The sequence below is a fragment of the Brevundimonas sp. genome (assembly GCF_027484365.1).
GTDB lineage: Bacteria > Pseudomonadota > Alphaproteobacteria > Caulobacterales > Caulobacteraceae > Brevundimonas.
The window spans coordinates 1-25,184 of sequence record NZ_JAIXTC010000014.1 but is presented as its reverse complement, the minus strand read 5'-3'; the positions used below and the strand labels follow the sequence as shown (position 1 = coordinate 25,184).

The 25,184-nt window shown below is 68.4% G+C and carries 29 protein-coding genes and 1 other RNA gene; 14 read left to right on the top strand and 16 right to left on the bottom strand.

Annotation, left to right across the window (positions count from 1 at the left end; all coding sequences use genetic code 11):
• Window positions 1-6: 6 nt before the first annotated feature.
• From Q0044_RS05505 to Q0044_RS05480, 6 genes are all read right to left on the bottom strand, one after another.
• Window positions 7-1,017, bottom strand: a complete 1,011-nt coding sequence (locus Q0044_RS05505) for an RluA family pseudouridine synthase (protein WP_298160570.1) — start codon at window positions 1,015-1,017, stop codon at window positions 7-9.
• On the bottom strand, window positions 1,014-2,099 hold the full coding sequence (gene fba, locus Q0044_RS05500; RefSeq protein ID WP_298160530.1) for a class II fructose-bisphosphate aldolase: 1,086 nt from the start codon (window positions 2,097-2,099) through the stop codon (window positions 1,014-1,016). Before fba ends, Q0044_RS05505 begins: the two co-directional genes overlap by 4 nt.
• 75 nt (window positions 2,100-2,174) lie before the next feature.
• The gene (locus Q0044_RS05495; RefSeq protein ID WP_298160529.1) at window positions 2,175-3,371 is read right to left on the bottom strand and encodes a phosphoglycerate kinase; all 1,197 of its coding nucleotides are present in this window, start codon (window positions 3,369-3,371) and stop codon (window positions 2,175-2,177) included.
• Window positions 3,372-3,560: 189 nt separating this feature from the next.
• Window positions 3,561-4,568, bottom strand: a complete 1,008-nt coding sequence (gap, locus tag Q0044_RS05490; RefSeq protein WP_298160528.1) for a type I glyceraldehyde-3-phosphate dehydrogenase — start codon at window positions 4,566-4,568, stop codon at window positions 3,561-3,563.
• A 105-nt stretch (window positions 4,569-4,673) separates the two neighbouring features.
• Entirely contained in the window at window positions 4,674-6,227 is a 1,554-nt protein-coding gene (locus Q0044_RS05485; RefSeq protein WP_298160527.1) for an ATP-binding protein, read from the bottom strand.
• Window positions 6,224-6,946, bottom strand: a complete 723-nt coding sequence (locus Q0044_RS05480) for a response regulator (RefSeq protein WP_298160526.1) — start codon at window positions 6,944-6,946, stop codon at window positions 6,224-6,226. Before Q0044_RS05480 ends, Q0044_RS05485 begins: the two co-directional genes overlap by 4 nt.
• Window positions 6,947-7,075: 129 nt before the next feature.
• Between Q0044_RS05480 and Q0044_RS05475 the strand changes: the two genes are divergently transcribed.
• Window positions 7,076-7,795, top strand: a complete 720-nt coding sequence (locus tag Q0044_RS05475) for an EF-hand domain-containing protein (RefSeq protein WP_298160525.1) — start codon at window positions 7,076-7,078, stop codon at window positions 7,793-7,795.
• A gap of 64 nt (window positions 7,796-7,859) precedes the next feature.
• The gene (locus tag Q0044_RS05470) at window positions 7,860-9,143 is read left to right on the top strand and encodes a S41 family peptidase (protein WP_298160524.1); all 1,284 of its coding nucleotides are present in this window, start codon (window positions 7,860-7,862) and stop codon (window positions 9,141-9,143) included.
• On the opposite strand, the gene purT is transcribed toward Q0044_RS05470, so the two are convergent.
• From purT to tkt, 4 genes are read right to left on the bottom strand one after another with little or no spacing between them, the layout of a single operon-like run.
• Entirely contained in the window at window positions 9,133-10,326 is a 1,194-nt protein-coding gene (gene purT / locus Q0044_RS05465; protein WP_298160523.1) for a formate-dependent phosphoribosylglycinamide formyltransferase, read from the bottom strand. The genes Q0044_RS05470 and purT overlap by 11 nt on opposite strands.
• A gap of 10 nt (window positions 10,327-10,336) precedes the next feature.
• On the bottom strand, window positions 10,337-11,173 hold the full coding sequence (locus Q0044_RS05460) for a hypothetical protein (RefSeq protein ID WP_298160522.1): 837 nt from the start codon (window positions 11,171-11,173) through the stop codon (window positions 10,337-10,339).
• Window positions 11,174-11,185: 12 nt separating this feature from the next.
• The gene (locus Q0044_RS05455) at window positions 11,186-11,350 is read right to left on the bottom strand and encodes a hypothetical protein (protein ID WP_298160521.1); all 165 of its coding nucleotides are present in this window, start codon (window positions 11,348-11,350) and stop codon (window positions 11,186-11,188) included.
• On the bottom strand, window positions 11,350-13,299 hold the full coding sequence (tkt, locus tag Q0044_RS05450; RefSeq protein ID WP_298160520.1) for a transketolase: 1,950 nt from the start codon (window positions 13,297-13,299) through the stop codon (window positions 11,350-11,352). The genes Q0044_RS05455 and tkt overlap by 1 nt, the downstream gene beginning before the upstream one ends.
• A gap of 135 nt (window positions 13,300-13,434) precedes the next feature.
• Here tkt and Q0044_RS05445 point away from each other — a divergent pair, with 135 nt between their 5' ends.
• The 8 genes from Q0044_RS05445 to Q0044_RS05410 all read left to right on the top strand — a co-directional run bounded on the left by Q0044_RS05445 (window position 13,435) and on the right by Q0044_RS05410 (window position 16,895).
• Window positions 13,435-13,695, top strand: coding sequence for a hypothetical protein (locus Q0044_RS05445; protein ID WP_298160519.1), 261 nt, complete (start codon window positions 13,435-13,437; stop codon window positions 13,693-13,695).
• Entirely contained in the window at window positions 13,695-14,021 is a 327-nt protein-coding gene (locus Q0044_RS05440) for a cell division protein ZapA (protein ID WP_298160518.1), read from the top strand. Before Q0044_RS05445 ends, Q0044_RS05440 begins: the two co-directional genes overlap by 1 nt.
• A gap of 242 nt (window positions 14,022-14,263) precedes the next feature.
• Window positions 14,264-14,426: non-coding RNA, 6S RNA (gene ssrS, locus Q0044_RS05435), on the top strand.
• Window positions 14,427-14,525: 99 nt separating this feature from the next.
• Complete coding sequence (locus Q0044_RS05430; protein ID WP_298160517.1) at window positions 14,526-14,747, top strand: hypothetical protein; 222 nt, start codon at window positions 14,526-14,528, stop codon at window positions 14,745-14,747.
• Window positions 14,744-15,301: a 5-formyltetrahydrofolate cyclo-ligase gene (locus tag Q0044_RS05425; protein ID WP_298160568.1), complete on the top strand. Its 558-nt coding sequence runs from the start codon at window positions 14,744-14,746 to the stop codon at window positions 15,299-15,301. The genes Q0044_RS05430 and Q0044_RS05425 overlap by 4 nt, the downstream gene beginning before the upstream one ends.
• Before the next feature lie 6 nt (window positions 15,302-15,307).
• A complete protein-coding gene (locus Q0044_RS05420; RefSeq protein WP_298160516.1) occupies window positions 15,308-16,132 on the top strand; it encodes a TIGR00282 family metallophosphoesterase in 825 nt (274 codons plus the stop codon).
• Window positions 16,133-16,204: 72 nt separating this feature from the next.
• Window positions 16,205-16,582, top strand: coding sequence for a MotA/TolQ/ExbB proton channel family protein (locus Q0044_RS05415; protein ID WP_298160515.1), 378 nt, complete (start codon window positions 16,205-16,207; stop codon window positions 16,580-16,582).
• 1 nt (window position 16,583) lies between these two features.
• Window positions 16,584-16,895: a BlaI/MecI/CopY family transcriptional regulator gene (locus Q0044_RS05410; RefSeq protein ID WP_298160514.1), complete on the top strand. Its 312-nt coding sequence runs from the start codon at window positions 16,584-16,586 to the stop codon at window positions 16,893-16,895.
• A gap of 3 nt (window positions 16,896-16,898) precedes the next feature.
• On the opposite strand, the gene Q0044_RS05405 is transcribed toward Q0044_RS05410, so the two are convergent.
• Together Q0044_RS05405 and Q0044_RS05400 are read right to left on the bottom strand one after the other, a co-directional pair.
• Window positions 16,899-17,321 (bottom strand): DUF305 domain-containing protein, encoded by a 423-nt coding sequence (locus tag Q0044_RS05405; RefSeq protein ID WP_298160513.1) that lies wholly within the window; start codon window positions 17,319-17,321, stop codon window positions 16,899-16,901.
• 318 nt (window positions 17,322-17,639) lie between these two features.
• Entirely contained in the window at window positions 17,640-19,202 is a 1,563-nt protein-coding gene (locus Q0044_RS05400; protein ID WP_298160512.1) for an alkaline phosphatase D family protein, read from the bottom strand.
• Between the two features lie 147 nt (window positions 19,203-19,349).
• Here Q0044_RS05400 and Q0044_RS05395 point away from each other — a divergent pair, with 147 nt between their 5' ends.
• From Q0044_RS05395 to Q0044_RS05385, 3 genes are all read left to right on the top strand, one after another.
• A complete protein-coding gene (locus Q0044_RS05395) occupies window positions 19,350-19,784 on the top strand; it encodes a peptidase S1 (protein ID WP_298160511.1) in 435 nt (144 codons plus the stop codon).
• A gap of 63 nt (window positions 19,785-19,847) precedes the next feature.
• Window positions 19,848-20,309, top strand: coding sequence for a peptidase S1 (locus tag Q0044_RS05390; protein ID WP_298160510.1), 462 nt, complete (start codon window positions 19,848-19,850; stop codon window positions 20,307-20,309).
• A 93-nt stretch (window positions 20,310-20,402) separates the two neighbouring features.
• Entirely contained in the window at window positions 20,403-20,831 is a 429-nt protein-coding gene (locus tag Q0044_RS05385) for a peptidase S1 (protein WP_298160509.1), read from the top strand.
• 4 nt (window positions 20,832-20,835) lie between these two features.
• On the opposite strand, the gene purL is transcribed toward Q0044_RS05385, so the two are convergent.
• Both purL and Q0044_RS05375 read right to left on the bottom strand, forming a co-directional pair.
• Window positions 20,836-23,034: a phosphoribosylformylglycinamidine synthase subunit PurL gene (gene purL, locus Q0044_RS05380; RefSeq protein WP_298160508.1), complete on the bottom strand. Its 2,199-nt coding sequence runs from the start codon at window positions 23,032-23,034 to the stop codon at window positions 20,836-20,838.
• 62 nt (window positions 23,035-23,096) lie between these two features.
• Window positions 23,097-23,903, bottom strand: coding sequence for a TspO-related membrane protein (locus Q0044_RS05375; RefSeq protein WP_298160507.1), 807 nt, complete (start codon window positions 23,901-23,903; stop codon window positions 23,097-23,099).
• A gap of 96 nt (window positions 23,904-23,999) precedes the next feature.
• On the opposite strand from Q0044_RS05375, the gene Q0044_RS05370 reads away from it, so the two are divergent.
• Window positions 24,000-24,170, top strand: a complete 171-nt coding sequence (locus tag Q0044_RS05370) for a hypothetical protein (protein WP_298160506.1) — start codon at window positions 24,000-24,002, stop codon at window positions 24,168-24,170.
• On the opposite strand, the gene purQ is transcribed toward Q0044_RS05370, so the two are convergent.
• On the bottom strand, window positions 24,167-24,829 hold the full coding sequence (purQ, locus tag Q0044_RS05365) for a phosphoribosylformylglycinamidine synthase subunit PurQ (protein WP_298160505.1): 663 nt from the start codon (window positions 24,827-24,829) through the stop codon (window positions 24,167-24,169). The genes Q0044_RS05370 and purQ overlap by 4 nt on opposite strands.
• A gap of 59 nt (window positions 24,830-24,888) precedes the next feature.
• Window positions 24,889-25,184 (bottom strand): methyl-accepting chemotaxis protein (locus Q0044_RS05360; protein ID WP_298160503.1); only part of this gene is annotated, 296 nt, incomplete at its 5' end.

Below are 25,184 nucleotides of genomic sequence, written 5' to 3'. Positions count from 1 at the left end.
GGGCCTCTAGAGGGCGGCGAGAAGGTCTTCCAGCGCCTGCATATCAGGTGGGAGCGCCGTCTCGAACCGCAACGCCCCGCCCGTCACCGGATGGATGAACCCCAATACGGCCGCATGGAGCGCCTGCCGGGTCAGGCCGGCCTCGGCGATGGCATCCTTCACGGACGAAGCCGGGCTGCCCGAGCCATAGACGGCATCCCCCAGAATCGGCGAACCCTTCGACGCCAGATGCACACGGATCTGGTGCGTCCGCCCGGTGTGCAGGGTGCAGGCGACCCGTCCGGCCAGAGGCGCCGCGCCGGCCTTGGCCGGAATGCCGTATCGGGACTGGACGACGTAGTCGGTGATGGCATTGCGTCCGCCGGCCTTCAGCACCGCCATCTTCTTCCGGTCCGACGACGAGCGGCCGATCTGCGTCTCGATCCGGCCCCGCTCGGGCGAGGGCGCGCCGCGCGTCAGGGCGATGTAGGTGCGTTCGATGTCGTGGGCGGCGAACAGTTTCGAAAGGCCGGCATGGGCCCTGTCGGACTTGGCGGCGACCATGACGCCGGAGGTGTCCTTGTCCAGACGATGGACGATGCCCGGTCGCGCGACGCCGCCGATCCCCGACAGCGACGCGCCGCAGTGATGGAGCAGCGCGTTCACCAGCGTCCCGTCCGCCGTGCCCGGCGCCGGGTGGGCGGCCATGCCGGCGGGCTTGTCGATGACAATCAGGTCCGCATCCTCGAACAGGACAGTCAGCGGTATGGCCTCGGGCAGGGGCGTGGCCGAGACCACCGGCGGCACAGCGATACTGTAGGTCCCGGGTGCTGCCTTGGCCGAGCCGTTGGTCAGGACCACGTCGTTCAGGCTGATCGCGCCGTCGGCGATCAGGGTCTGGATCCGGGCGCGCGACAGCCCGGGAACGACATCGGCCAGCGCCTTGTCCAGACGCTGGCCGGGGACCGCCACATGGGCGGTCAGAATCTCGCCGTCGGACGCCTCGTCCGGATCGGCGTCCTCGATCGGATCGTTCAGGACGCGGCCTTCAGCTCGCGACCATAGACCGGGTCCAGGTCGCCCTTGGCGTAGCGCTTGGCCATCTGGGCCGTCGACATCGGACGGATTTTGGAGGCCTGGCCCTCGCAGCCGAACTGCTGGAAGCGCTCGGCGCAGAGTTTGCGCATGGCCTCCTTGGCGGGCTTCAGATAGGCGCGCGGATCGAACTCGCCCGGCTTTTCGGCCAGCACCTTCCGGATCGCACCCGTCATGGCCATGCGGTTGTCGGTGTCGATGTTGATCTTGCGGACGCCGTGCTTGATGCCGCGCTGGATTTCCTCGACCGGCACGCCCCAGGTCTGGGGCATTTCGCCGCCGTACTGGTTGATGATGTCCTGCAGGGCCTGCGGCACGCTCGACGAGCCGTGCATGACCAGGTGGGTGTCGGGCAGACGGCGATGGATCTCCTCGATCACATGCATGGCCAGGACCTCGCCGTCCGGCTTGCGGCTGAACTTGTAGGCCCCGTGCGACGTGCCCATGGCGATGGCCAGGGCGTCGACCTTGGTGCGGCTGACGAAGTCGACAGCCTGATCCGGGTCGGTCAGCAGGGCCGAATGGTCCAGCACGCCCTCGAATCCGTGGCCGTCCTCGGCCTCGCCCATGCCGGTCTCCAGCGAGCCCAGCACGCCCAGCTCGCCCTCGACCGAGACGCCGCAGCTGTGGGCCATCTCGGTGACGCGGCGGGTGACCTCGACATTGTATTCGTAGTCGGCCGGGGTCTTGGCGTCTTCCATCAGGCTGCCGTCCATCATCACCGAGGTGAAGCCGTACTGGATGGCGGTGGCGCAGGTCGCCGGGCCGTTGCCGTGGTCCTGGTGCATGCAGACCGGGATGTGGGGATAGAGTTCGGCCAGGGCGTCGATCAGCTTGGCCAGGACGATGTCGTTGGCGTAGGAGCGCGCGCCGCGGCTGGCCTGGATGATGACCGGCGCGTTGACGGCCTCGGCCGCCTCCATGATCGCCAGACCCTGTTCCATGTTGTTGATATTGTAGGCCGGCAGGCCGTAGTCGTTCTCGGCCGCGTGGTCGAGAAGCTGTCGCAGCGTGATGCGCGCCATGAGAAATACTCCTGAGGTCTCTTTTTTGCCGGTTTAGCCGGGGGACGGCCTCAAGTCACGCCGTGTTACAGCCGATCAGGCGTTGAGCGCCTCAACCCCGGGCAGGGCCTTGCCCTCCATCCATTCCAGGAAGGCGCCGCCGGCGGTTGAGACGAAGGTCATGTCGTCGATGACGCCCGCGTGGTTGAGCGCCGAGACGGTATCGCCGCCCCCGCCGACTGCGACCAGCACGCCCGCCCTGGCCAGGGCCGCCGCATGATGGGCGACCGCGACCGTGGCCGTGTCGAACGGCGGAACCTCGAACACGCCGAGAGGTCCGTTCCAGATCAGGGTCTTCGACGCCGTGATGGCCTCGACCAGACGCGCGACCGTGGCCGGACCGGCGTCCAGGATCTTGTCGTCGCCTGACAGCGTCTCACCCGCCGTCACAGGACGGCTTGCAGCGCCCGGTTTGACCTCGGTCGCGACGACGAAATCGACCGGCAGCAGCAGCTCGCAACCCTTGGCCCTGGCTTCGGCGATGATCTCGAGCGCGGTCTCGGCCATGTCGCGTTCGGCCAGGGAGCCGCCGATGTCGATCCCTTGCGCGAACAGGAAGGTGTTGGCCATGCCGCCGCCGATGGCGAGGCGGTCCAGCTTGCCGACCAGGTTCTTCAGCAGGTCCAGCTTGGTCGAGACCTTGGCCCCGCCGACGATGCCGATGACCGGCTTCTTAGGATTGCCGAGGGCGGCGTCGAGGGCCTCCAGCTCGCGCCGCATCGATTCCCCTGCATAGGCGGGCAGGTGATGCGCCACCCCTTCCGTCGAGGCGTGGGCGCGGTGGGCGGCGGAGAAGGCGTCGTTGACGTAGAGGTCCGCCAGCTCGGCCAGGCTGGTGGCGAACTCCGGGTCGTTGGCCTCCTCGGCGGCGTGGAAGCGGACGTTTTCGAGCAGGACCACGCCGCCGGCGTCCAGATCCTTGATCGCCGCATGGGCCGGGCCGCCGACGCAGTCCTCGGCGAAGCGCACCGGCGCGCCCAGCAGTTCGGACAGGGGCGGGACGACGGGCTTCAGGCTCATCGACGGCACGACCTGACCCTTTGGCCGGTCGAAGTGGGCCAGCAGGGCGACCCTCGCCCCGGCGTCGCGCAGCTTCTGGATCGTCGGCAGGGCGACGCGCAGACGGGTGTCGTCGGTGATCCGGCCGTCCTCCATCGGGACGTTGAAGTCCACGCGGACGAGGGCGGTCTTGCCGACCAGGGAACCGGCGTCGTCGAGGGTGCGGAAGGTCATCATGGTCTCCGTTCCCTCTCCCGGCGGGAGAGGGCTTGAGGTTCGGAGAGCGATAGCGATCCGCTAACCGAAAGGGTGAGGGGCTGGCTTCGCCGGTGAGGGCACGACCCTCACCCTTTCGCGCAAGTCCGATCGCCTGACGGCTCCCGGGCGCTCAAGCCCTCTCCCGACGGGAGAGGGAAGCGTGTGTTAAAGGAACTTCGCCATCACCAGCGCCGTGTCCGCCATGCGCGTCGCGAAGCCCCACTCGTTGTCGTACCAGGTCAGGACGCGGGCCAGCTTGCCGTCGACCACCTGGGTCTGGGGCAGGGCGGCGGTCGAGGACGCGGCGATGTGGTTCAGGTCGGTGGAGACCAGCGGCTCGGTGGTCGTCGCCAGCACGCCCTTCATCGGCCCGTCGGCGGCGGCCTGAAGCGCGGCGTTGATCTCCTCGACCGTGACCTCGCGGCCGGCGACGACCTTCAGGTCGACGACCGAAACATTCGGGGTCGGAACGCGGATCGAGGAGCCGTCCAGCTTGCCCTTCAGTTCCGGCAGGACCAGGCCCAGGGCCTTGGCGGCGCCGGTCGAGGTCGGGATCATCGACAGGGCCGCGGCGCGGGCGCGGTACAGATCCTTGTGCATCGTATCCAGCGTCGGCTGGTCGCCGGTGTAGGAGTGGATCGTCGTCATATAGCCGCGCTCGATGCCGAACAGGTCGTGCAGGACCTTGGCGACGGGGGCCAGGGCGTTGGTGGTGCAGGAGCCGTTCGAGACGATGATGTCGTCGGCCGTCAGGGTCTCGTGGTTGACCTTGTAGACGATGGTCTTGTCGGCGTTGTCGCCGGGGGCCGAGATCAGCACACGCTTGGCGCCGGCCTTCAGATGGGCCTCGGCCTTGTCGCGGGCGGTGAAGATGCCGGTGCACTCGAAGGCGATGTCCACGTTCAGGGCTGCGTGCGGCAGGTTGGCCGGGTCGCGCTCGGCCGTCACCTTGATCTTGCCCAGGCCCACGTCGATCCAGTCGTCGCCGTGTTCGATCGTGCCGGGGAAGCGGCCGTGGACGGAATCGTACTTCAGCAGGTGGGCGTTGGTGGCCACCGGCCCCAGGTCGTTGATCGCCACCACCTCGATATCGCGACGGCCATGTTCGACGATCGAACGAAGGACGAGGCGGCCGATGCGGCCGAAGCCGTTGATGGCGACGCGAACGGTCATGGGGCGAGCTCCTGAAGCGGCGTTTTGTGGTTGGCGCTTCAATGGGACCGGCGGCGCTGAGGATCAACCCCGAGAGCGTCACAAGGCGTGATCGGATGTAACGGCTCAGCTTGCCAGCGGCAGCGACAGCCTGGCCTCAAGCCCGCCTCCGACGCGGTTCGTCAGGGTCACATCCCCGCCCGCCGCGCGCGCCGCCTGACGCGCCACGGCCAGCCCCAGTCCCGCTCCGCCCGTCTCGCGGCTGCGAGAGCGTTCGCCACGGTGGAATGGCTCGAAGACCCGCTCCAGCTCATCGTCGGACAGACCGGGCCCGTCATCGGCGACGGTGATCACGGCAAATGCTCCCTCGGACGCAGCCCTCACCCTCGCGCCGCCACCGTATTTCAGACCATTGTCGATCAGGTTGGCGACCGCGCGACGCAGGGCGGCGGGATCGCCTTCGACCGGCAGGCTCGTCGCGCCCGCGAAGGTCACCGCCGCTCCGGTCTCGGCGAAACCCGACGCGCAGTCCGCCGCCAGGGTCGCGAGGTTCAGCCGTTCGCGGCGCTCGGCCTGGACCTCGCCGCGCACAAAAGCCATGGCCTGGCCGATCAGGGCGTCCATTTCCTCGACATCGCCGGCCATCCGGTCACGAAGGGCCTCGGGCGCCTGCTCGGCCCGGAAGCGCAGCCGGGTCAGGGGCGTGCGCAGATCGTGTGCGATGGCCGCGATGGTCTGGGTGCGCTGGCGCATATGGCCCCGGATCGAGGCCTGCATGTCGTTGAAGGCGGCGATGGCGGTGCGCACCTCCGACGGGCCCGATGGTGTCAGAGGCTCGGCGTCCGGATCGGCGCCCAGCCGTTCGGCGGCCTCCGCGAACTGTCGGATCGGCCGCGTCAGACGCCGCGCCATCAGCCAGACCAGCGGCGCCAGCAACAGGGCCGTGATGCCCAGGGCGATCAGCAGTCGCATCTGCCACGGGTCGATCAGGCCGTGGGGCGGCTCCACCGTGGCCCAGCGCCCGTCCTCCATCCTTACCGAGGCCGAGAAGGGGGCGAAGGTCAGCCGGTCCGCCATGACCGTGATGCGCTGCGGTCCGCCCCCGGCCGTGACGATGTGCACGTCATTCGGGCCCGCCGGCGCGGGTCCGCCCTGACGGGCCAGGGCCTCGCCGACCTCGGCCATCATGGCGTCGTGGTTTGCCTGCGGGTCCTCGCCCGGATCCATTCGCCGGGTGAAGACGAAGCTGGAACTGCTTTGGCTGATCCGGGCGCCGGCGACCAACGGCTCCTGATCCGGCGGACGGGGGCCGCGCGACAGGCCGGATCGCCAGAGGGATTGTTCCGGCGACAGCCACACCCGCACGGCGTCGGGCGGCCGGCCAAGACGCTGGGCCAGGCCCAGGCTGATGGTGCCTTCCACGGGCCCGGCTGCGACCTCGCGCGAGGGCGGCTGGTTCGAAACCCGCCGGACGAGGGCCCGACCGTCGGAGGTCTCGGCGGGCCGTCCGGCCAGGGCATCGGCGGCGGCGGCGATGCTGAACCCCGCCGGGCGCGGCGGCGGCGCGGTCAGCACCACGGCGAAGACCACGGCCTGCGAGGCCACGACCGCGAACACGGCCAGCAGGGCGACCTGGACCAGGACCGACATCGAGGTGAAGGGCGAAAGGCGGGGCTTCATGTGCGGGCGCCGGCCCGGTCCGCGCGCCGAACGCGGGCGTCGAAGCGATAGCCCTCGCCCCGGACAGTGGTGATCAGCTCGCGGCCAGAGCCGTCGTCGAGCTTCTTTCTCAGGCGGCTGATCTGCACGTCCATCGCGCGGTCGAAGACGTCGGTGTCGGCGCCGCGTGCGGCCTCCAGCAGCTGGTCGCGGGTCAGGACCCGTCCCGGTCGCTCGGCGAAGGTGCGCAGCAGGCCGAACTCTCCGGCCGACAGGGTCACGATCTCTCCGCCCGGCTGCGACAGCTCGCGCCGCACGAGGTCCAGCCGCCAGCCGTCGAACATCAGGGCCGCCCCCGCCGGCGCCTCGTCCTCGCGCGGACGACGCAGGACAGCGCGGATCCGGGCCAGCAATTCCCGCGGATTGCAGGGCTTGGCCAGGTAGTCGTCAGCGCCGAGCTCCAGCCCCACGATCCGGTCGGTGTCCTCTCCCATGGCGGACAGCATGACCACGGGCGGCGTCCCCGATAGGCGACGCACGACCGACAGCCCGTCCTCGCCGGGCATCATCAGGTCCAGAACGATCAGATCGGTCGGACCTTCCGCCAGGGCGCGATCCATCTCGGCCGCCGAGGCCGCGCTGCGCGCCTGATAGCCGTGCTGGCCCAGATAGTCGCACAGGACTTCGCGAATGCCGGGGTCGTCGTCGACGACGAGGATGCGAGGGGAGGGATCGCTCATGGCCGACAGCATGCCTTCACAGATCGACCGTAACATTTCACGGCCGAAACAATTGATCCTGAGCCTGAAATACCCCGGCAAGGCCGTCATGGTCCAAGGACGCATCAGAAATCTGAAGGGAAAGTCCTCATGTCCGTCATCGCCATCGCCTTGCTCGCCGCCCTGAACGGCGGCGCCGCCCAGGATCAGCACGGTCCCCGGGTCGAGACCCGCTCCGAAGTCCGTATCGTCAACGTTGGTGGAGACGGTCCCGGTCGGCTTGACGCTGACGACGACGGCGTGGTGACGCGTGAGGAGTTTTCGGCCCCGATGGGTGATGCCTTCGACCGTCTTGACGCAAACGACGACGGCCGCCTGTCGACTGAAGAGCTCGCCGACGGTCATGGCGAAGGCGGCCCCGGTCATCGCATGATGATGATGGGCGGTCCCGGCGGCCCGGGCGTGCAGGTCTTCACATCGGGCCTGAGGCCCGGCGGTCCCGGCGGTCCCGGCGGTCCTGGCGTTCACGTGATCACCCGCCAGGGCGGCGGTCCCGGCGTGATGATGTTCGGCGGTCCCGACGGCCCCGGTGGTCCGGGCGGTGATGTGCAGGTCTTCACCTTCCGCAACGGCGGCCCCGAGGGCGGCCCGCCTCCCATGGGGCCGGAGGGTTCCGGCTCGCCCCAGGTCTTCGTGCACCGTTTCGGCGGGCCCGACGGCCCCGGCGAGATGGACAAGGACGGCGACGGCAAGGTCTCGCAGGACGAGTTCCTGGCCCCGCTGCGCGAAGCGTTCGGCCGCATGGACGCCGACAACGACGGGTTCCTTGAAGAGGGTGAAGGTCGTCCGACGCCTCCCTCCGCCGACTGACCCGTCCCGGACCATCGGTTTCGTGACTTGAGGCGCGGCGGTTCGCCGGTCTAGGCTGGCCGGGATGGTTTTCCCCGCCCGCCGCGCCCTCCTTTCCCTTATTGTCGGCGCCGTGTTCCTTGCGGGGCCGACGCTGGCATCTTCGACGGCCGCCGCCCGGACGGTCGGGACGATCGAGGCGGAATCGACCCCGACCCGCGAGCGGGCCCGCATGAACGGGCGCGTCTTCGACACGGTCTGGAATCTCGTCCGTCGCCAGTACTACGATCCGGACCTGCACGGGCTGGACTGGAACGCCGCCCGCGAGAGGTATCGGCCGCAGGCGATCGCCGCCGCCGACGACCGCGAACTGTACCGGGCGCTCAGCGCCATGCTGGACCTGCTGGACGACGACCACGCCGGCGCCATCTCCCCCGCCGTCGCCCGACGCCAGGACCAGCAGCGGACCCGGCGCGCGGTGATGGGCGTCTCCCTGGCCCGCCAGGACGGCGACCAGTGGCGTATCGAGAGCGTCCGCACCGGATCTCCGGCGGCTGAAGCGGGGCTCCAGCCCGGCTGGGTGCTGCAGACCATCGACGGCCAGTCCTGGGGAGTCGATTTCGACGTGGTGGAAGGTCAGGCCTTGCAGCTCGACCTGACCGACGAGGCCGGCGCCCTGCAGCGCGTGTCGGTGGTTCCGCGCATCATGGACCCGATCCCGGCCTTCAGCGTGGACGCGTCGCGACCCGGCGTGGTCGTCCTCCGGGTCGAAGGGTTCGAGTCCGGCCTCGGGCGCTGGCTGGGTCAGCAACTCGCGGAAATCTCGCCCGAGACCGACGTCGTCATCGACCTGCGCGGCAACCCGGGAGGTCTGTTGCTGGAGGCGGATGCAACCCTGTCCTGCTTCCTTCCGGAGCGACAGGAATGGGCGACACGCGTGTCCCGCAACGGTCGGCCGATGACCCTGGCCATCATGCCCGGTTGCGGAAATCTGACCGGCCCGGTGACCAACGACGTGGCCCTGCTCGTCGATGGATCGAGCCGCAGCGCCGCCGAACTGACCCCTGCCGCCCTGCAGGAGTCCGGCCGGGCCCTCGTCGTCGGCGAACACACGGCCGGGGCCGTGCTGATCTCGCAGGACAGCCCCCTGCCGGACGGGGGGCGTCTGACTCTCAGCCGAGCCGACTACATCACTGCCGGCGGCGTGCGGCTGGAGAAGCGAGGCGTTGAGCCGGATATCGTCGTGGTCCGCACGCACGAGGAACGTCGCGCGGGCCTGGACCCCGCCCTGGACGCCGCGATCGCCGTCCTCGCCCTGGATCCCGAGGAACAGCGGGCCCGGGCGACGGGGCGAACCCCTAGTTTCTGACGGGTCGGACGAGGCTGGCGGACAACGCGGCCCGCTCGCGCGCCTGATCCGTCGTCTCGCCCCGCGCCAGGGCCACGCCCATGCGGCGCCGCTCGAAGGCTTCGGGTTTGCCGAACAGACGCAGATCGGCGGTCGGGACCGACAGGGCCTCGGCGACGCCTTCGAACGCGATTCCCTCCGCGTCCATGCCGCCATAGATGACCGCGCTGGCGCCGACCTCGCGCTGCGAGACATCGACGGGCAAGCCCAGGATGGCGCGGGCGTGCAGGGCGAACTCGCTCATCGTCTGGGTGGCCAGGGTCACCAGGCCGGTGTCGTGCGGACGCGGCGAGACCTCCGAGAACCAGACGTCGTCGCCCTTCACGAACAGCTCCACGCCGAACACGCCCAGCCCGCCCAGGGCCTCCGTCACCTTGCCGGCGATGTCCTGCGCGGCGGCCAGGGAGGCGGCGCTCATCGCCTGGGGCTGCCAGCTCTCGACATAGTCGCCCTTGACCTGACGATGGCCGATGGGGGCGCAGAAGTCGGTGACGACCGCGCCGTCGCGCATCGAGCGGACTGTCAGCAGAGTGATCTCGAAATCGAAGTCGATGCGGCCCTCGACGATGACCCGCGCCGTCTCGACCCGGCCTGACGACTGCGCATAGGCCCAGGCGTTGGCGGCATCCTCATAGGCGTCGATGAAGGACTGGCCCTTGCCCGATGACGACATGACGGGCTTCACGAACACCGGCAGGCCGATCTCGTTCGCAGCCGCCGCCAGTTCCGCCGCAGACCCTGCGAAGGCATAGGGGCTGGTCGGCAGACCCAGGTCCTCGGCGGCCAGACGACGGATGCCCTCGCGGTTCATGGTCAGTTGGGTCGCGCGCGCCGTCGGGATGACCCGCGCGAGTCCCGCCGCCTCGATCTCGGCCAGGACCTCGGTCGCGATGGCCTCGATCTCCGGCACGATGATGTGCGGGGCCTCGGCCAGGATGACGCCGTTCAGCACCTGGGGATCGGTCATCGGGATGACGTGGCTGCGATGCGCCACCTGCATGGCCGGGGCGTTGGCATAGCGATCCACGACGATCACCTCACAGCCGAGCCGCTGCAGCTCGATCGCGACCTCCTTGCCCAGCTCGCCGCCGCCCAGAAGCATGACGCGGACGGCGGTGTCGGAAAGCGGGGTGCCGAGTTTCATCAGTCGATCCTTATGCAGCCGGTTCGGCGTCTTCCTTGGGAGCCCAGTTGCCGGCGGCCTTGGCGGCGGCGAGGGCGTCGATCAGCGCCGCAGGCGCGCCGGCCTCCCGCATCTCGTCTGCGGTCAGATAGACCGCTCCGCCGCAGGCCTGAACCACATGCGCATAGTCGGCGTCGATGGCCACGCCCCCGTGCTCGGCGTCGGCCCAGATGCGGAAGCCCTGACCCAGTTCAGCGTCCGGCACGGGCTTCCAGACGTCCTGGCACTGCTCCCTCCATTCGGCGTCGGTCGCTTCGGCCAACATCTTGCGCTCGTAGAGCGCCTCCAGCCTGGGCGAGCGGACGCTATAGACGTAGTCCGTCGGCATCCCGGGCTCGGGCTGGTCCTGCACCAGGGCCAGTCCCGGCAGCAGGGCGACCCAGTTGACGCGCTCGCCGGTCGACAGGTCCCAGGTGATCGGGGTCTGCGACATCGACGGATAGGCGCCGCCGCAGAAGATTTCGAGATGCTCGCGCAGGGTCAGAAAGGCCGGACCGGTCATCGGCCGCGTGATGCTTCGGGTCCAGCCGTCGCCCTCCTGGCTGTCGGCCATCCGGCCGCATTCGCCCGCATCCGCCACGGCCGTGGCGTCGAGGCGATCCAGTTCGGCGTTCAGTCGAACGATGGCCGGGCTGTCGCCGGACAGTCGGGGCATGGCCTCGATGTCGGCGGACAGCCGGGGCTTGTCGACCAGGGTGGTCGCGCTCGCAGCGGCGGCGACGTCCGCCGTGCCGGCGGTCTTGCCCTGACCGCATGCGCTCAGCCCCAGCATCAGGGCCGCGATGGCCACGCTTGTGATCGTCTTCATGTCAGCCGCCCCTCAGTGTTCCGGTTCGATCAGATCCCGGGCTTTGCCGTACAGATCCTCGAACAACACTACCCTGCCACAGGATTCGCTCCGGGGCGCCTCTCCGAACGTGACCCCCGCGATCAGCCAGGGCGTGCGGTCGCGGACCAGCAGGCTGACCGCGCCGATGCGGCTCATCAGAGCCGGGCCTTCACCGCCGCCACGATGGCGTCCGCAGTGATGCCGAATTCGCGGTAGAGCACCTCCGCCGGAGCCGAGGCGCCGAAGCCGGTCATGCCGATGAAGGCGCCGTCCTCGCCGATGAACCGCTCCCAGCCCTGTTTGATCGCGGCCTCGCAGGCGACGCGCACCGTGCCCCGGCCGATGACCGAGGCCTGATAGGCGGCGTCCTGTTGTTCGAACAGCTCGAAACAGGGGACGGAGACGACCCGCGTCGGCGACCCTTCGGCCTCCAGCGTCTCGGCCGCCTTCAGCGCCAGCGACACCTCTGTGCCCGTTGCGAACAGGGTGACCTTCGCCTCGCCGTTCGCGGCCTTCAGCTCATAGGCGCCGCGCGCAGACAGGTTCTCGTCGGAGGCCGTCAGGCGCACCGCCGCCGTCTTCTGGCGCGACAGGGCCATGGCCGACGGCGTGGCCTTGTGTTGCAGGGCCAGCTGCCAGCATTCGAACGCCTCGACCGTGTCGGCGGGGCGGAAGACCAGCAGGTTCGGGATCGCCCGCAGCGACGCCAGATGCTCGACCGGCTGGTGGGTCGGGCCGTCTTCGCCGAGGCCGATGGAGTCGTGGGTCAGGACGTGGATCACCCGGATCCCCATCAGGGCCGCCATGCGGATGGCGTTGCGGCTGTAGTCCGAGAACACCATGAAGGTGCCGCCGTAGGGGATGATCCCGCCGTGCAGCGCCATCCCGGTCATGGCCGCCGCCATGCCGAACTCGCGGATGCCCCAGTTGACGTAGCGGCCCTCATAGGACGGCGCGTCCAGGATCGGCGTGCCCTTGACGAAGGTGTTGTTCGATCCGGTCAGGTCGGCCGAACCGCCGACCATCTCCGGCACGGCGCCGAACAGGGCTTCCAGCGCGGCGCCCGAGGCCTGACGCGTCGCCTGGGCGGGCTTGTCCTCGACCAGCCGGGCGATACCGGCGTTCAGGGCGTCGAACGCCGCTTCCGGCAGGTCACCCTTCATGGCGCGGGTGAAGTCGGCGGCCTGGGACGAGGCGGCCAGACGCGCTTCCCACGCCTTGCGGTCCTTCGATCCGCGTTTGCCGACCTTCTTCCAGGCCTTGTCGATGGCCTCGGGGATGACGAAGGGCGCGTGGTCCCAGGCCAGTCCCAGACGCGTCGCCGCGATCTCGGCCGCGCCCAGGGCCGCGCCGTGGGTCTTGTGGCTGCCTTCCATGGTGGCGGCGCCCTTGCCGATCTTCGTCTTGCAGGCGATCAGGGTCGGCCTGTCCTGACGGGTCGCCCACTGCAGGGCCGATTTGATCGCCTTCATGTCGTGGCCGTCGACGGCCTTCACGGCCCAGCCCGAGGCCTTGAACCGCGCCTTCTGGTCCACCGCGTCCGACAGGCTGACCTTGCCGTCGATGGTGATCTCGTTGTCGTCCCACAGCACCGTCAGCTTGTTGAGCTTGTAGCGGCCGGCCAGGGCGATCGCCTCCTGCGACACCCCCTCCATCAGGCAGCCGTCCCCGGCGATGACCCAGGTCCGGTGGTCGACGAGGTCGTCGCCGTATTTGGCGGCCAGGTGCCGCTCGGCCATGGCGAAGCCGATCGAATTGGCCAGGCCCTGCCCCAGGGGACCGGTCGTCGTCTCGACGCCTGGCATATGGCCGTACTCAGGGTGTCCCGCCGTCTTCGATCCCCACTGGCGGAAGTTCGACAGCTGTTCGGCCGTCGCGGCCTTGTAGCCCGTCAGATGCAGCAGGGCGTAGATCAGCATCGAGCCGTGACCGGCCGACAGGATGAAGCGGTCGCGGTCGGCCCAGTCGGGGCGGCTCGCATCGAACTTCAGGAATTTCGAGAACAGCACCGTCGCGACGTCGGCCATGCCCATCGGCATGCCGGGGTGGCCGCTGTTGGCCTTTTCCACCCCGTCCATGGCCAGGACGCGAATAGCGTCGGCCATCATCTTCGGAGTCGCTTTTTCGGGTGCGTCTGAGGAGCGGGCCACGAGTGGACCTTTCGTCTTGGTGCGGAAAAGGGAGGCGCGCCGCTTTACCCCGGCGTCGCGGCGGGTTCTATACGAAATCTGGAGGAAACGATGGCCGACGCCTCGACTGCTGCGCGCGACAGGATCGACCGGGCCCTCGCCTTGCTGGAACGCAAGGTGCTGGAGCTGAAGGCGCGTCCCGCCACCGCGCCGCGCGTGGCCGACGACGATCTGTTCGCCATCCCCACGCCCGCCGGACCCGACGAGCACCGCCGCATCGCCGAACTGGAGGCCGCCGGGCGGGACGCCTCGGCCGCCCTCGCCGCGGCCGCCATGGCCGTGCGCGACATCCTCGCCCGGGACGACGTCTGATGGCGACGGTCACCGTCGAGATCAACGGACGCCCCTATGCCGTGGGCTGCGCCGACGGGCAGGAAGAGCGGGTCCGCATCTTGGCCAAGCAATTCGACGTCCATGTGCGCCAGGTCGCCGCCGATGTCGGCCATGTCGGCGACATCCGGCTGTTCCTGATGGCCGCCCTGGTTCTCGCCGACGAACTGCACGAGGTGCGGATGGGCGGCGGGACGGCTGCTGCTGCTCCCGCCGGCGCGACGTCGGCCCCGCCTTCGGACACCGGCGTCGCCGAGGCCCTGAATGCCGTCGCCGCCCGGATCGAGAAGATCGCGTCCCTTCTGTGATCAACGTCTCCTCCCCGTTCGCCGCTTGGCGAATGGGGAGGTGGCGCGGCGCTCCTTCAGCGCCGTGACGGAGGGGGCGAGGCGATATGTGAGGTGAGGCGTCCGGTCGTCGAGATCGTGTCGCCCCCTCCGTCAGCTCGCGAAGGGCTCGCTGCCACCGCCCCATCGGCTTCGCCGACAGGGAGGAGACCCGGCTCCCCATTGCCCCATCCCCGCCCAGCGCCTATCTTCTCCAGCGGCGGGTCATGCTGTGGCTCTCGTCGAAGGCAACATATCCTCGCGGCCTTAATTCACTCGAAGGGATCTGCCCCTGTCCGACCTCGTGGGGTCGGATACGCGGAGCCCACCTGGCTACCCAGGCTCGAGAGGATTCAAACCGTCCTTCACGGCTCTTACGGCGCCGCCAACCTCTCTCTTCATTCGTGCTCTACCGCTCGCTGCTTGAGCGCGGTGCGGTCGAGGCGTAGACACCAGCGCAACAAGCGTCCGCTTGAGGAGCAGGCCATGAAACGCGTCTGGTTTGGACCGAAACGCTTCGGCTGGGGCGCATCTCCCGCCAGCTGGGAAGGCTGGGCTGTGACGGGTGTCTTTATTGTCGCCATGCTTCTGACCGGCAACCTTCTCCGGGACGTGTCCTGGGTCTGGGCCCTGATGCTGGCCGAGATCGCAATCTTCTTCGTCGTGGTCATCCTGACCTACGACAAGAACGCCCGGACCCACGTCTGACCCACCCGGACAAGCCCGCCCTTCGCGCCGAGGCCCGCGCGGCCAGACGCAGGCTCGCCTCGGTGGAGCCGCTCGCGGCCGAACGTGCAGCGTCTCACCTCACTGACCTGCCCTCCGGCGCCCTCGTCGCCGTCTATCGCGCCATCGGTTCGGAGCTCGATCCGGAACCCCTTGCCCGCGCCCTCATCTCGGCCGGAGCACAGGTCTGCCTGCCCGTCGCCCTGGAACGCGACGCCCCGATGATCTTCCGTCGCTGGTCGCCCGGCGAGCCGCTGGAGATGGACGCCGCCGGCTGCCCTGCGCCCCTGCCTCTGGCCGAGGTCGTCGATCCCGACCTGATCGTCACCCCCCTGCTGGCCTTCGACGACTTCGGCGGCCGGCTGGGGCAGGGCGGCGGCTACTATGACCGGACCTTTGCGGCGCGGCCCGACGCCGTCCGCATCGGCTTCGCCTTCGCGGGCCAGCGGGTCGGGCGTCTGCCGATGGACGCCCACGATGTGCGCCTGCATGGCGTTCTGACCGAGGTCGGCTATACCGCCGCCCGAAAGGTCTAATTCCTCATGCGTCTTGCCTTCTTCGGCGACGTGATCGGCAAGTCCGGTCGCGACGGCCTGTCCGACCACCTTCCCGGCCTCAAGCGGGTGCTCAAGCTCGACTTCGTGGTGGTCAATGCGGAGAACGCCGCCGGCGGCTTCGGCATCACCGAGAACACGGCGAAAGAGCTGTTCATGGCCGGTGCCGACTGTCTGACGCTCGGCAACCACTCATGGGACCAGCGCGAGGCCCTGACCTATATCGTGCGCGAGCCCCGGCTGATCCGCCCCGCCAACTATCCGCGGCTGATGGATGCGCCCGGCGCCGGCGCCAACCTGTTCGAGACTCACTCCGGCCGAACCGTTCTGGTGATGAACGTCCTCGGGCGCATCCACATGGACCCTAACGACGACCCGTTCAGCGCCGTGGACCGTGAACTCAACGCCGCCCCCCTCGGCCATGTCGCCGACGCCGTCATCGTCGACATGCACGCCGAGGCGACCTCGGAGAAGATGGCCATGGGCCATTTCTGCGACGGCCGCGCCTCGCTGGTCGTCGGCACCCATACCCATGTCCCGACCGCCGACTGCCAGATCCTGCCCGGCGGCACGGCCTACCAGACCGACGCCGGAGGCTGCTGCGACTACGATTCGGTCATCGGCAACGAGAAGGAAGAGCCCCTGCGGCGCTTCACCACCCGGATCTCGGGCGGTCGCTACAACCCGGCCAGCGGCCCGGCCACCGTCTGCGGCGTCTATGTCGAGACCGACGACAAGACCGGTCTCGCGACCCGCGTCGAGCCCATCCGTGTCGGCGGCCGCCTCAGCCAGCACATCCCGAGCGCCGCCTGAAGCGGGACCATTGACGTAGAAGATTACGAGTGTAATCGTTCTGGCCTACAAACGTAGTCCAAGGAGCCGTCCATGACGCCTGTCACCATCTTCCTCGACGCCGCCGTGCCCGTTCAGGCCATCGTCGTCACTCTGATCGTCGCCGCCATCGCCGCCGTCTTCGTGGCGGTACGGAAGGTCGCGTCCGGCCGCCATCTGACCGGCGGTTCCGCCTATCTCTCGGCCCTCCGCCTCGGCGCGCCCCTGCTGGGCCTGCTCGGAGCCTCCTTCAACGGGCTGATGATGTTCGTCGCCCTGGCGAAGTTCGGACCCCAGCCGATCAATGTCCTGGCCCCCGGCCTGGCCGAGGCGACCTTCCTCGTGGTCATGGGCCTGATCGTCGGCGTGGTCGCGGTCATTTGCCACTGGACCGTTGAGGCCCGGGTCGATCGCGCTGTCCTCGGGTCCTGAGGTGACGCGCATCGCCGTCACGGAGGCGGAGAGCGCGATCCTCGCCGCCCTGTGGCGTCACGGCCCCCTGTCGTTCGCCTCCCTGATCGAGGCCGTGAAGGCCGACAACGCCTGGGGCGACGCCACCATCAAGACCCTCCTCGGCCGGCTGATGCGCAAGGGCGCCGTCCGCTCCGAACGCGACGACGGCCGGCAGCGTTACCACGCCGCGATCGAGCGGCGGGACTATCTGGACGGCGAGGTCGACGCCCTTGTCGTCCGTCTGTTCAACGGACGGCGCGACGCCCTCAAGGCCTTCCTCGACGACGCCTGAGGCTCAGGGTGCCGCGGCGGGTCGCCAGGCCTGCATCTCCGCGATCTCGCGCGTCTGGGCGTCGATCACCGCCTGGGCCATCCGGCGCACCTCGGAATCGCGGCTGTCGCGCAGGGCGACCTCGGCCATGGCCACCGCGCCCTGATGGTGGGCGATCATCTTGGCGATATAGGCCTGATCGACTGTCTCGCCTGAGGCGGCGGCCATCAACCGGTGCATCTCCGCCTCGGAAGCGGCGAAGGCCTGATTGCCCGTCGTCCCATGGTCCCCGCCATGAGGCCCCGAGACCTCGCCGGACGTGACCGTCGTGGCCTGGTTGGCGGTCGCGGTTTCACGCATCGCCTGTTGCACCGGGTCCCCGCCGCCGTCGCAGGCCGCGAGCAGCAGGGGGAGGGCGGCCAGAACGATGAGGGGATGACGGATCATGGAGGGCCTTTGCTGGGTTATGTCGTCGTCAGCTTGCTGCAAAAACCCGCCGCCGTCTCGCCTCACGGCGCCGCAGGCGAAACTGGCAAGAGAATAAAATCCTTGCTAGGTCTTGCCGTCCTCGGCTCGCGTCCCCAGGTCGCGTGCAGGTCTTTGAAATCGTCCCATCCAGCCGCTGACGACGCACTCGCCGACCCTGCCAGATTGTCGAATTCCACCACGGTCAAAATCTCAACGCCTTGATTTTGTTCCGGTCGATCTGGACTCAGTGGACTATCCGGACTCTGAATTCGAGAGCCGGGGCATTACGTCGAACCGTCAGGCGTCGTGAAGCCGCGCGCTGCCGCCCTCGACGACCATCGACTTGCGCGTTGTCAGGATGCCGCGACGATCCTGAACCTGGTCCAGCACCTTGAAATCCGTACGCCAGCGGTCCGGCGTCACCTCGCAGACGACATAACCCCGCTGCGAATTGTTGAACTTCAGCTGAGGGTTCGCCGACTGGATCGCCGCCATGTCGGGTCGCTGGTCGACCCCGTCGCCGCCGGAGCTGATCGAGGTGGCCACGAACTCGGTCGCGATCGGCTCGCCTTCCGGATTGCGGCCGTCGACGAACAGCTCGCCCGCATAGTTCTGGTGCTCGTCGCCGGTCAGGACCACGACATTGTCGATTCGCCGGTCCCTGATGTGGTTCAGCAGCCGCGCCCGGGGCACGCGATACCCGGCCCAGCTGTCCGGATTGACGCCGTAGTCGTCGCCGGCGTTCCGATCCAGATCCATCACCATGATCTGCTGCGCCAGGGTGTTCCACTTCGCCCTCGAGCTCTCCAGCCCATTGAATAGCCAGGCCTGCTGCGCCTCGCCCAGGACCTCGGCCTCGCGCGCATTGATCCCTTCGCAACCGGCGTTGAACCGGTCGCCGCAGGGCTGGTCCGAGCGATACTGACGGGTATCGAGCAGGTGCACGTCCAGCAGATCGCCGTAGGTCGCCTTGCGATACAGCTGCATCTGGGAGCCCCGGGGGAAGGAAGACCGCCGCATCGGCATATGCTCATAGAAGGCCTGCATCGCCGCCGCCTTGCGCAGGGCGAAGACCTCCGCCGGCGATCCGTCCTGATCGATGTCCGAGACCCAGTTGTTGTCGATCTCGTGGTCGTCCCAGACCACGAACCAGGCCGCCGACTGGCGCGCGGACTGCAGGTCGGAGTCCATCGTGTACTGGGCGTAGCGCCGCCGGTAGTCGTCGACCGAATAGATCTCTCCGCCCTGGTGGACGCGCAGGTTCTCCTGGGTCGAGGTCCCGCCGTAGATGCGGTTACCGCGTCCCTCGTAGATGTAGTCCCCGTAGAAGAAGACGAAATCCAGGTCCTCGGCCGCCATCTTGCGGTGCGCCGTATAGTAGCCGCTCTCGATGGCCTGGCATCCGGCCACGCCGAACCTCACCTGGGCCGTGGGGGCACCCGCGAGCGGCGCGGTCTTCGCCCTGCCGACGCCGGACCGCTCGGACCCGACGCGGAAACGGTAGAAATAGGGGCGGCCGGGCTCGAGCCCCTCGACCTCGACATGCACCGAGTGTCCCAGTTCCGGGCGGGCGAGCGCCTCGCCCGAGCGGACGATCGTCCCGAAGCCTGCGTCGGCGGCGACCTCCCAGATCACGGCCATCGCCTGGCGCGGCATGCCGTAGCCGGGCTCCATCGGCCGGGGCGCCACCCGCGTCCAGATCACGAACCCGTCGGGCAGGGGATCGCCGGCGGCGACGCCCAGCTGGAAGGGATTCTCGTCGAAGACCGCCTGGGCCAGGCCCTCGCGCGGCAGGCTGACGGCGGCGGTTCCGGCGCCGAGGCCGGTCAGGAGCAGGCGGCGGGACAGAAACAGGGACATGGCGACCTCCAGCTGGGCGCTCTGGATACTCCGTCCATGTGACAGGAGGCGAGGGCGGTCGTCAGAAATAAGAGGGTTGTAAGGTCAAGCTCGAGGAAGGCATGTTACGCACCGGCGGCGGGGGCTGCTCAACAAGGGAGGGGACCCATGAAAACGTTTCTCAGTATCGCCGCGGCCTGTGTCATGGCCGGTCTGGCCACCGGCGCTTCCGCGCAAACCATCTCGCTTTCGGCCGGCTTCCTTCCGGACCCGGTCACGTTCGACACCTATTCTGGCGGCCCGAACCAGGCGTCCGCGATCCCCGGCAGCAGCGGCTGCGTGGGCACCGTCGCGGTTTATGCCGACGTCAAACTGAACTTCAGCTCCAACGGCGGACCGCTGAACATCGGCGTCAGCTCCCAGGCCGACACCAGTCTCATCATCAAGAGCCCGTACGGCTGGGTCTGCGATGACGACACCTACGGCCTGAATCCCGCGCTCGAATGGGATAGCGCTCCGAGCGGCTGGTATGAAATCTGGGTCGGCGCCGTCGGCGAGAGCGCACCCGCGACTGTGGTCATCACCGAGGGCAGCCTGAACTAGCCTCGCCGGGCCACACCCCCCGGGTCCGTGCAATTGCAAGAAACAACCAAAGGAAACCTGCCCATGCGTACCGTGCTTCTCGCCTCGGCCGTGGCCGCCGCCCTCATGTCCTGCGCCGCCACCTCGGCCGCCGCTCAGGACCCCAGCGCCTCTGCCAGCTCGGGCGGCATGCGCGCCCGCGCCGGTTTCACGCCGGATCCCATCCGGGTCAGCATCTATTCCGGCGGCTCGGTCGACGCCTCGCGCCTTGGCGGCGCCTGCGTCGGCATGATCGCCAGCGCCCCGGATTATGAGTTCACCTATACGGCGGGCTCGTTCCCGCTGAGCTTCGGCGTCACCTCCGACGGCGACACCAGCCTGATCATCAACGGCCCGGACGGCCGCTGGTACTGCAATGACGACGCCGAGGGCCTGAACCCGATCCTGACCTGGGGTCGCCCGCCGAGCGGCTCCTACGACATCTGGGTCGGCGCCGTCGGCGGCCGGGCCGCGTCCGCCACCCTCTACATCACTGAGAGCCAGTAAGATCTGAAACGCGCTCAGGCCCCGTCCCCGGCAACGAGGACGGGGCCTGAGCGTCGGCTTCCCTCATACCCCGTTGGAAGGTGCAACGTCATGATGAAACGGTCTCTGGCCCTTGTGGCCGCCTGTGCGATCCCGTGGGCCGCTCCGGCCTCAGCCCAGGAATATGTCGAACTGACCGGCGGTTTTGGACCGGACTCATACAACGTCACAGCCTATGCGGGCGGCGACGTCGACGCCTCGACCATTGCCGGCGGCTGCGTCGGAATGGTCGGGGAGAGCGATTCGGTCACCCTGTCCTTCACGGCCTATGGCGGACCGTTGGTCATCACCGCCTATTCGGAGGCCGACACAAGCCTGGTCGTCAACGGCCCGGACGGCCGCTGGTACTGCAATGACGACACCGAGGGGCTGAACCCGCGGGTCAACTGGAACACGGCGCAAAGCGGCGTCTACAACATCCGCGTCGGTGCGGTCAGTGGCTCCGCCCAAGGCGTTCCGGTGGTCGTCGCCATCATGGAATAGAGGCTTAGCCCTCGATCCACTGCGGCATCCACCCTTCGTGGATTTCCCGCAGATGCTTCAGCGGAATGCTGAACAGGTCGGTCGAGGCGAAGGCGTCGCCCTTCGCGTGACCGACCACCGAGGCGTGCAGACCCGCCTCGCGCGCCGCAGCCAGAACCTCTTGCGGGTTCGGCACAGCGACCAGGTAGCGGGCCTGGTCCTCGCCGAACAGGAAGACGTGGGCGTGGGTCGCGCTGGAGGCGTCCAGCACCACGCCGCAGTCCGACGCCAGGGCCAGATCCGCCGCTGCGCCGATCAGACCGCCGTCGGACAGGTCGTGGACACAGGTCAGCCGCCCGCCCTCGATCTCGCCGCGGATGAAGTCGCCGGTCTTGCGCTCCAGCTTCAGATCCACAGGCGGGGGGGCCCCGTCTTCGCGACCCAGAACCTCGCGCAGATAGATCGAGGCCCCCAGTTCGCCCTTGGTTTCTCCGATCAGGACCAGGGTGTCGCCGGCCTCCATGGTCGAGAAACCGGTCACCACGTCATAGTTGGTCAGCAGGCCCACGGCCCCCACGGTCGGGGTCGGCGGAATCGCGACGCCATTGGTCTCGTTGTACAGCGACACATTCCCGCTCACGACCGGGAAGTCCAGGTCGCGGCAAGCCTCGGCCATGCCGTCGATGGCGCGCACGATCTGGCCCATGATCTCGGGCCGCTGCGGATTGCCGAAGTTCAGATTGTCGGTGATGGCGATGGGCAGGGAGCCGACCGCCGTCAGATTGCGCCAGGCCTCGGCCACACACTGTTTCCCGCCCTCGTAGGGATCGTTCTGCACGTAGCGCGGCGTGCAGTCCGACGTGACCGCCAGACCCTTGTCCGTTCCATGCACCCGCACCACGCCCGCGTCTGCGCCGGTGGCCGAGTCCTGCAGGGTGTCGGCCATGACGTGGCGGTCGTACTGCTCCCAGATCCAGCGTTTGGACGCCATGTCGGGGCAGGCCAGGACCTTCAGCACCGCGTCTTCCCAGACCGTCGGCGCCGGGACCTCGCCGGGCGACAGACGCGGGTGCAGCGCCGGCTGGACCCACGGGCGGTCGTACAGCGGGGCGTCGTCGAACAGAGGCGCCAGCGGCACGTCGCACACGACCTCGCCGTGGTGGTTCAGCACCAGGCGGCCGGTCTCGGTGGTCATGCCGATGACGGCGGCGTCCAGGCCCCATTTCTCGAAGATGCGGTAGCCGTCCTGCTCGCGGCCCGGCTTCAGCACGGCCAGCATCCGCTCCTGGCTTTCCGACAGCATCATCTCATAGGCGGACATGCCGGTTTCGCGCTGGGGCACGGCGTCCATGTTCAGCTCGATGCCGACGCCGCCCTTGCCGGCCATCTCGACCGAGGATGAGGTCAGGCCCGCCGCCCCCATGTCCTGGATCGCCGCCACGGCGCCCGAGGCCATCAGCTCCAGCGTCGCCTCGATCAGCAGTTTCTCGGCGAAGGGATCGCCGACCTGGACCGTAGGCCGCTTCGATTCGGACTCGTCGTCGAACTCGGTCGAGGACATCGTCGCGCCGTGGATCCCGTCACGGCCGGTCTTGGAGCCGAAATAGACCACCGACATGTTCGGTCCCGGGGCGGCCGAGTAGAAGATGGCGTCCGCCTTCGCCAGGCCCACGCACATGGCGTTGACCAGGATGTTTCCGTTGTAGCCGGCATGGAAATTGGTCTCGCCCGCCACCGTCGGCACGCCGACGCAGTTGCCGTAGCCGCCGATGCCCGAGACGACGCCCTTCACCAGCCGCTTGGTCTTCTCGTGCCCGACGTCGCCGAAGCGCAGGGCGTTGAGCAAGGCGACGGGGCGCGCGCCCATGGTGAAGACGTCGCGCATGATCCCGCCCACGCCCGTCGCCGCGCCCTGATAGGGCTCGATGAAGGAGGGGTGGTTGTGGCTCTCCATCTTGAAGATGCAGGCGTCGCCGTCATCGATATCGATCACGCCCGCGTTCTCGCCGGGCCCGCAGATCACGCGCGGTCCCTTGGTCGGGAACTTGCCCAGATGAATCTTCGACGACTTGTAGGAGCAATGCTCGGACCACATCACCGAGAAGACCCCCAGCTCCAGCTGGTTCGGCTCGCGCCCCAGTCGGTCCAGGACGACCTGATATTCAGCGGTGTTCAGGCCGTATTCGGCGGCCAGTTCGGCCATGGTCTTTTCGGATGCGCTCATGGCCGCGCCTCATAGCGGGACTCTGTCCCGAACCCAAGCTTCCGCCTGCATTCGACGCCCGCCTAGCGCACGGCGCGCCTGAGCCCCAGGACGATCACCAGCCCTCCGCCGAGCACCACCAGCGACGCCGTGAGGGCCCCGAAGGCCAGAACCGCATTGCCCCTGGCTTGCTCCGCGACGAAAACACCCAGCAACCCCCAGGCGATCGGCAGGGGATAGGCCAGCAGTCGCGTCCGCCAGGTGACCAGCAGGCCCACGCAGGCCGCCGCGGCGACGGTCAGCAGCGCCCATCCGGTCGGCGGCAGGATGGAGGGCAGGTCGCCGTTGCCCGTCGCGACCGTCAGCAGGTTCACAGGGGCTGCGATGGTCAGCCAGCCCGCGAGGGCGGCGAGCGGCCAGACCGTCATCCAGCGATCCCGGTCGCCCTTCTGCAGCGCGCGGACGGCATCGGCCTTCCTCAGCAGCGGAATGAGCAGCACGATCAGCGACCCGAAGATCAGTATGATCGTGCCGACTTCCTGATCCCATGCCGCGGCCAGGATCCACCAGCCGATCCCCAGCAGAGCGAGGGCCGACGGCCAGCCGAAGGCGCGGAGCATTTCGCTCTCAGGGGTCTTCGGCAGAAACTGGCGCACGGCATAGACGATCAGGCCGATATAGATCGGACCCCAGATCGCGAAGGCCCAGCCGACGACCTTCAGGGTCGCATCGCTGTCGGCGGCGAACTCCGCCGGCGTCTGGCCCAGGTTCGCCAGCTGTTGCAGCTGGCCGATGACCACGGCGAAGACCATGCAGGCGAAGACCGCCAGTCTTCGGGTCTGCCGGGACGGGTCGGCGGGAACGAGAGTCGTGGGGGATGAGGTGCTCATACCCGACACTACGCACATCACGTATCAAAGTTCAGCCGGAACCTGCCGTTCCGGGATACGCTATCGTTGTCACAGCCCCGAACAGGAGAACCGACCATGGTCGATCCCAAAATTCCCGCCGACATGCCCGATCCGGACACCGCAGAGGTCGAGACCAATCTTGCGCTGGAACAGGGTCTTGGGGTGGGCGCGAGAGAACTGGCCTCGATCGGCGAATCCGGTGCTGAGGGCACCCTCGATCGCGATGAGGATACCGAAGAGGCTTAGGCCGCCGCGTAGATCGACCGGAACAGGGTCGCGCCGTCGGCCGAGCCCAGCTCGGCCTCGAAGGCGCGATCCGGATGGGGCATCAGGCCCAGGACATTGCCCCGCGCGTTCTGGATGCCGGCGATATCGGCAACCGAGCCGTTCGGATTGTCGACGTAGCGGAACACGACCTGGCCCTCGCCCTCGATCCGGGCGAGCGTCTCGGCGTCGGCGAAATAGTTTCCGTCGCCGTTGCCCTGGGTCATGACGACCTCGCGCTGGCCCTGATAGCCGGCGGTGAACCGGGTCTGGCCGTTGGTCACTTCAAGCGTGATCGGCTTGCAGACATATTTCAGCCCGGCGTTCCGCAAGAGGGCCCCCGGCAGCATTCCGGCCTCGCACAGGATCTGGAAGCCGTTGCAGATCCCCACCACAGCCACGCCATTGTCAGCGGCCTCTTTAACCGCCCGCATGACCGGCGACTGGACCGCCATGGCCCCGCACCGCAGGTAGTCGCCGTAGGAGAACCCGCCCGGCAGGACGATCAGATCGAGACCGGAAGGCAGTTCGGTCTCCTGGTGCCAGACCATCTCCACCCGCTCGTTGGTCGACCGTTCGATGGCGACCTTGCAGTCCCGGTCACAGTTGGAACCGGGGAAGACGATGACGGCTGCGCTCATGGCGCGGCCCTGTAGCAGGGTTCGTGCGTCCTGTCAGCGCGCCTTGGCAAGAAGGTTGATCAGGCTGCGGTGCGCATCTCCGGATCGCTGTGCGTACGGCCGGTTCGCGTCGACAGCTGGAAACGACCGATCGACTGGCTAAGGATTTCGGTCTCCTGGGCCAGGGAGTGGCTCGCGGCGGTCGACTGTTCGACCATGGCCGCATTCTGCTGGGTCACCTGGTCCATCTGGTTGATGGCGGTGTTGACCTCGGCAAGGCCGGTGGCCTGTTCCTGGGCCGAGGCGGCGATCTCCGACACCAGGCCGTCGATCTCGGCGACACGGCTGACGATGCGCTGCAGGGCCTCGCCGGTCT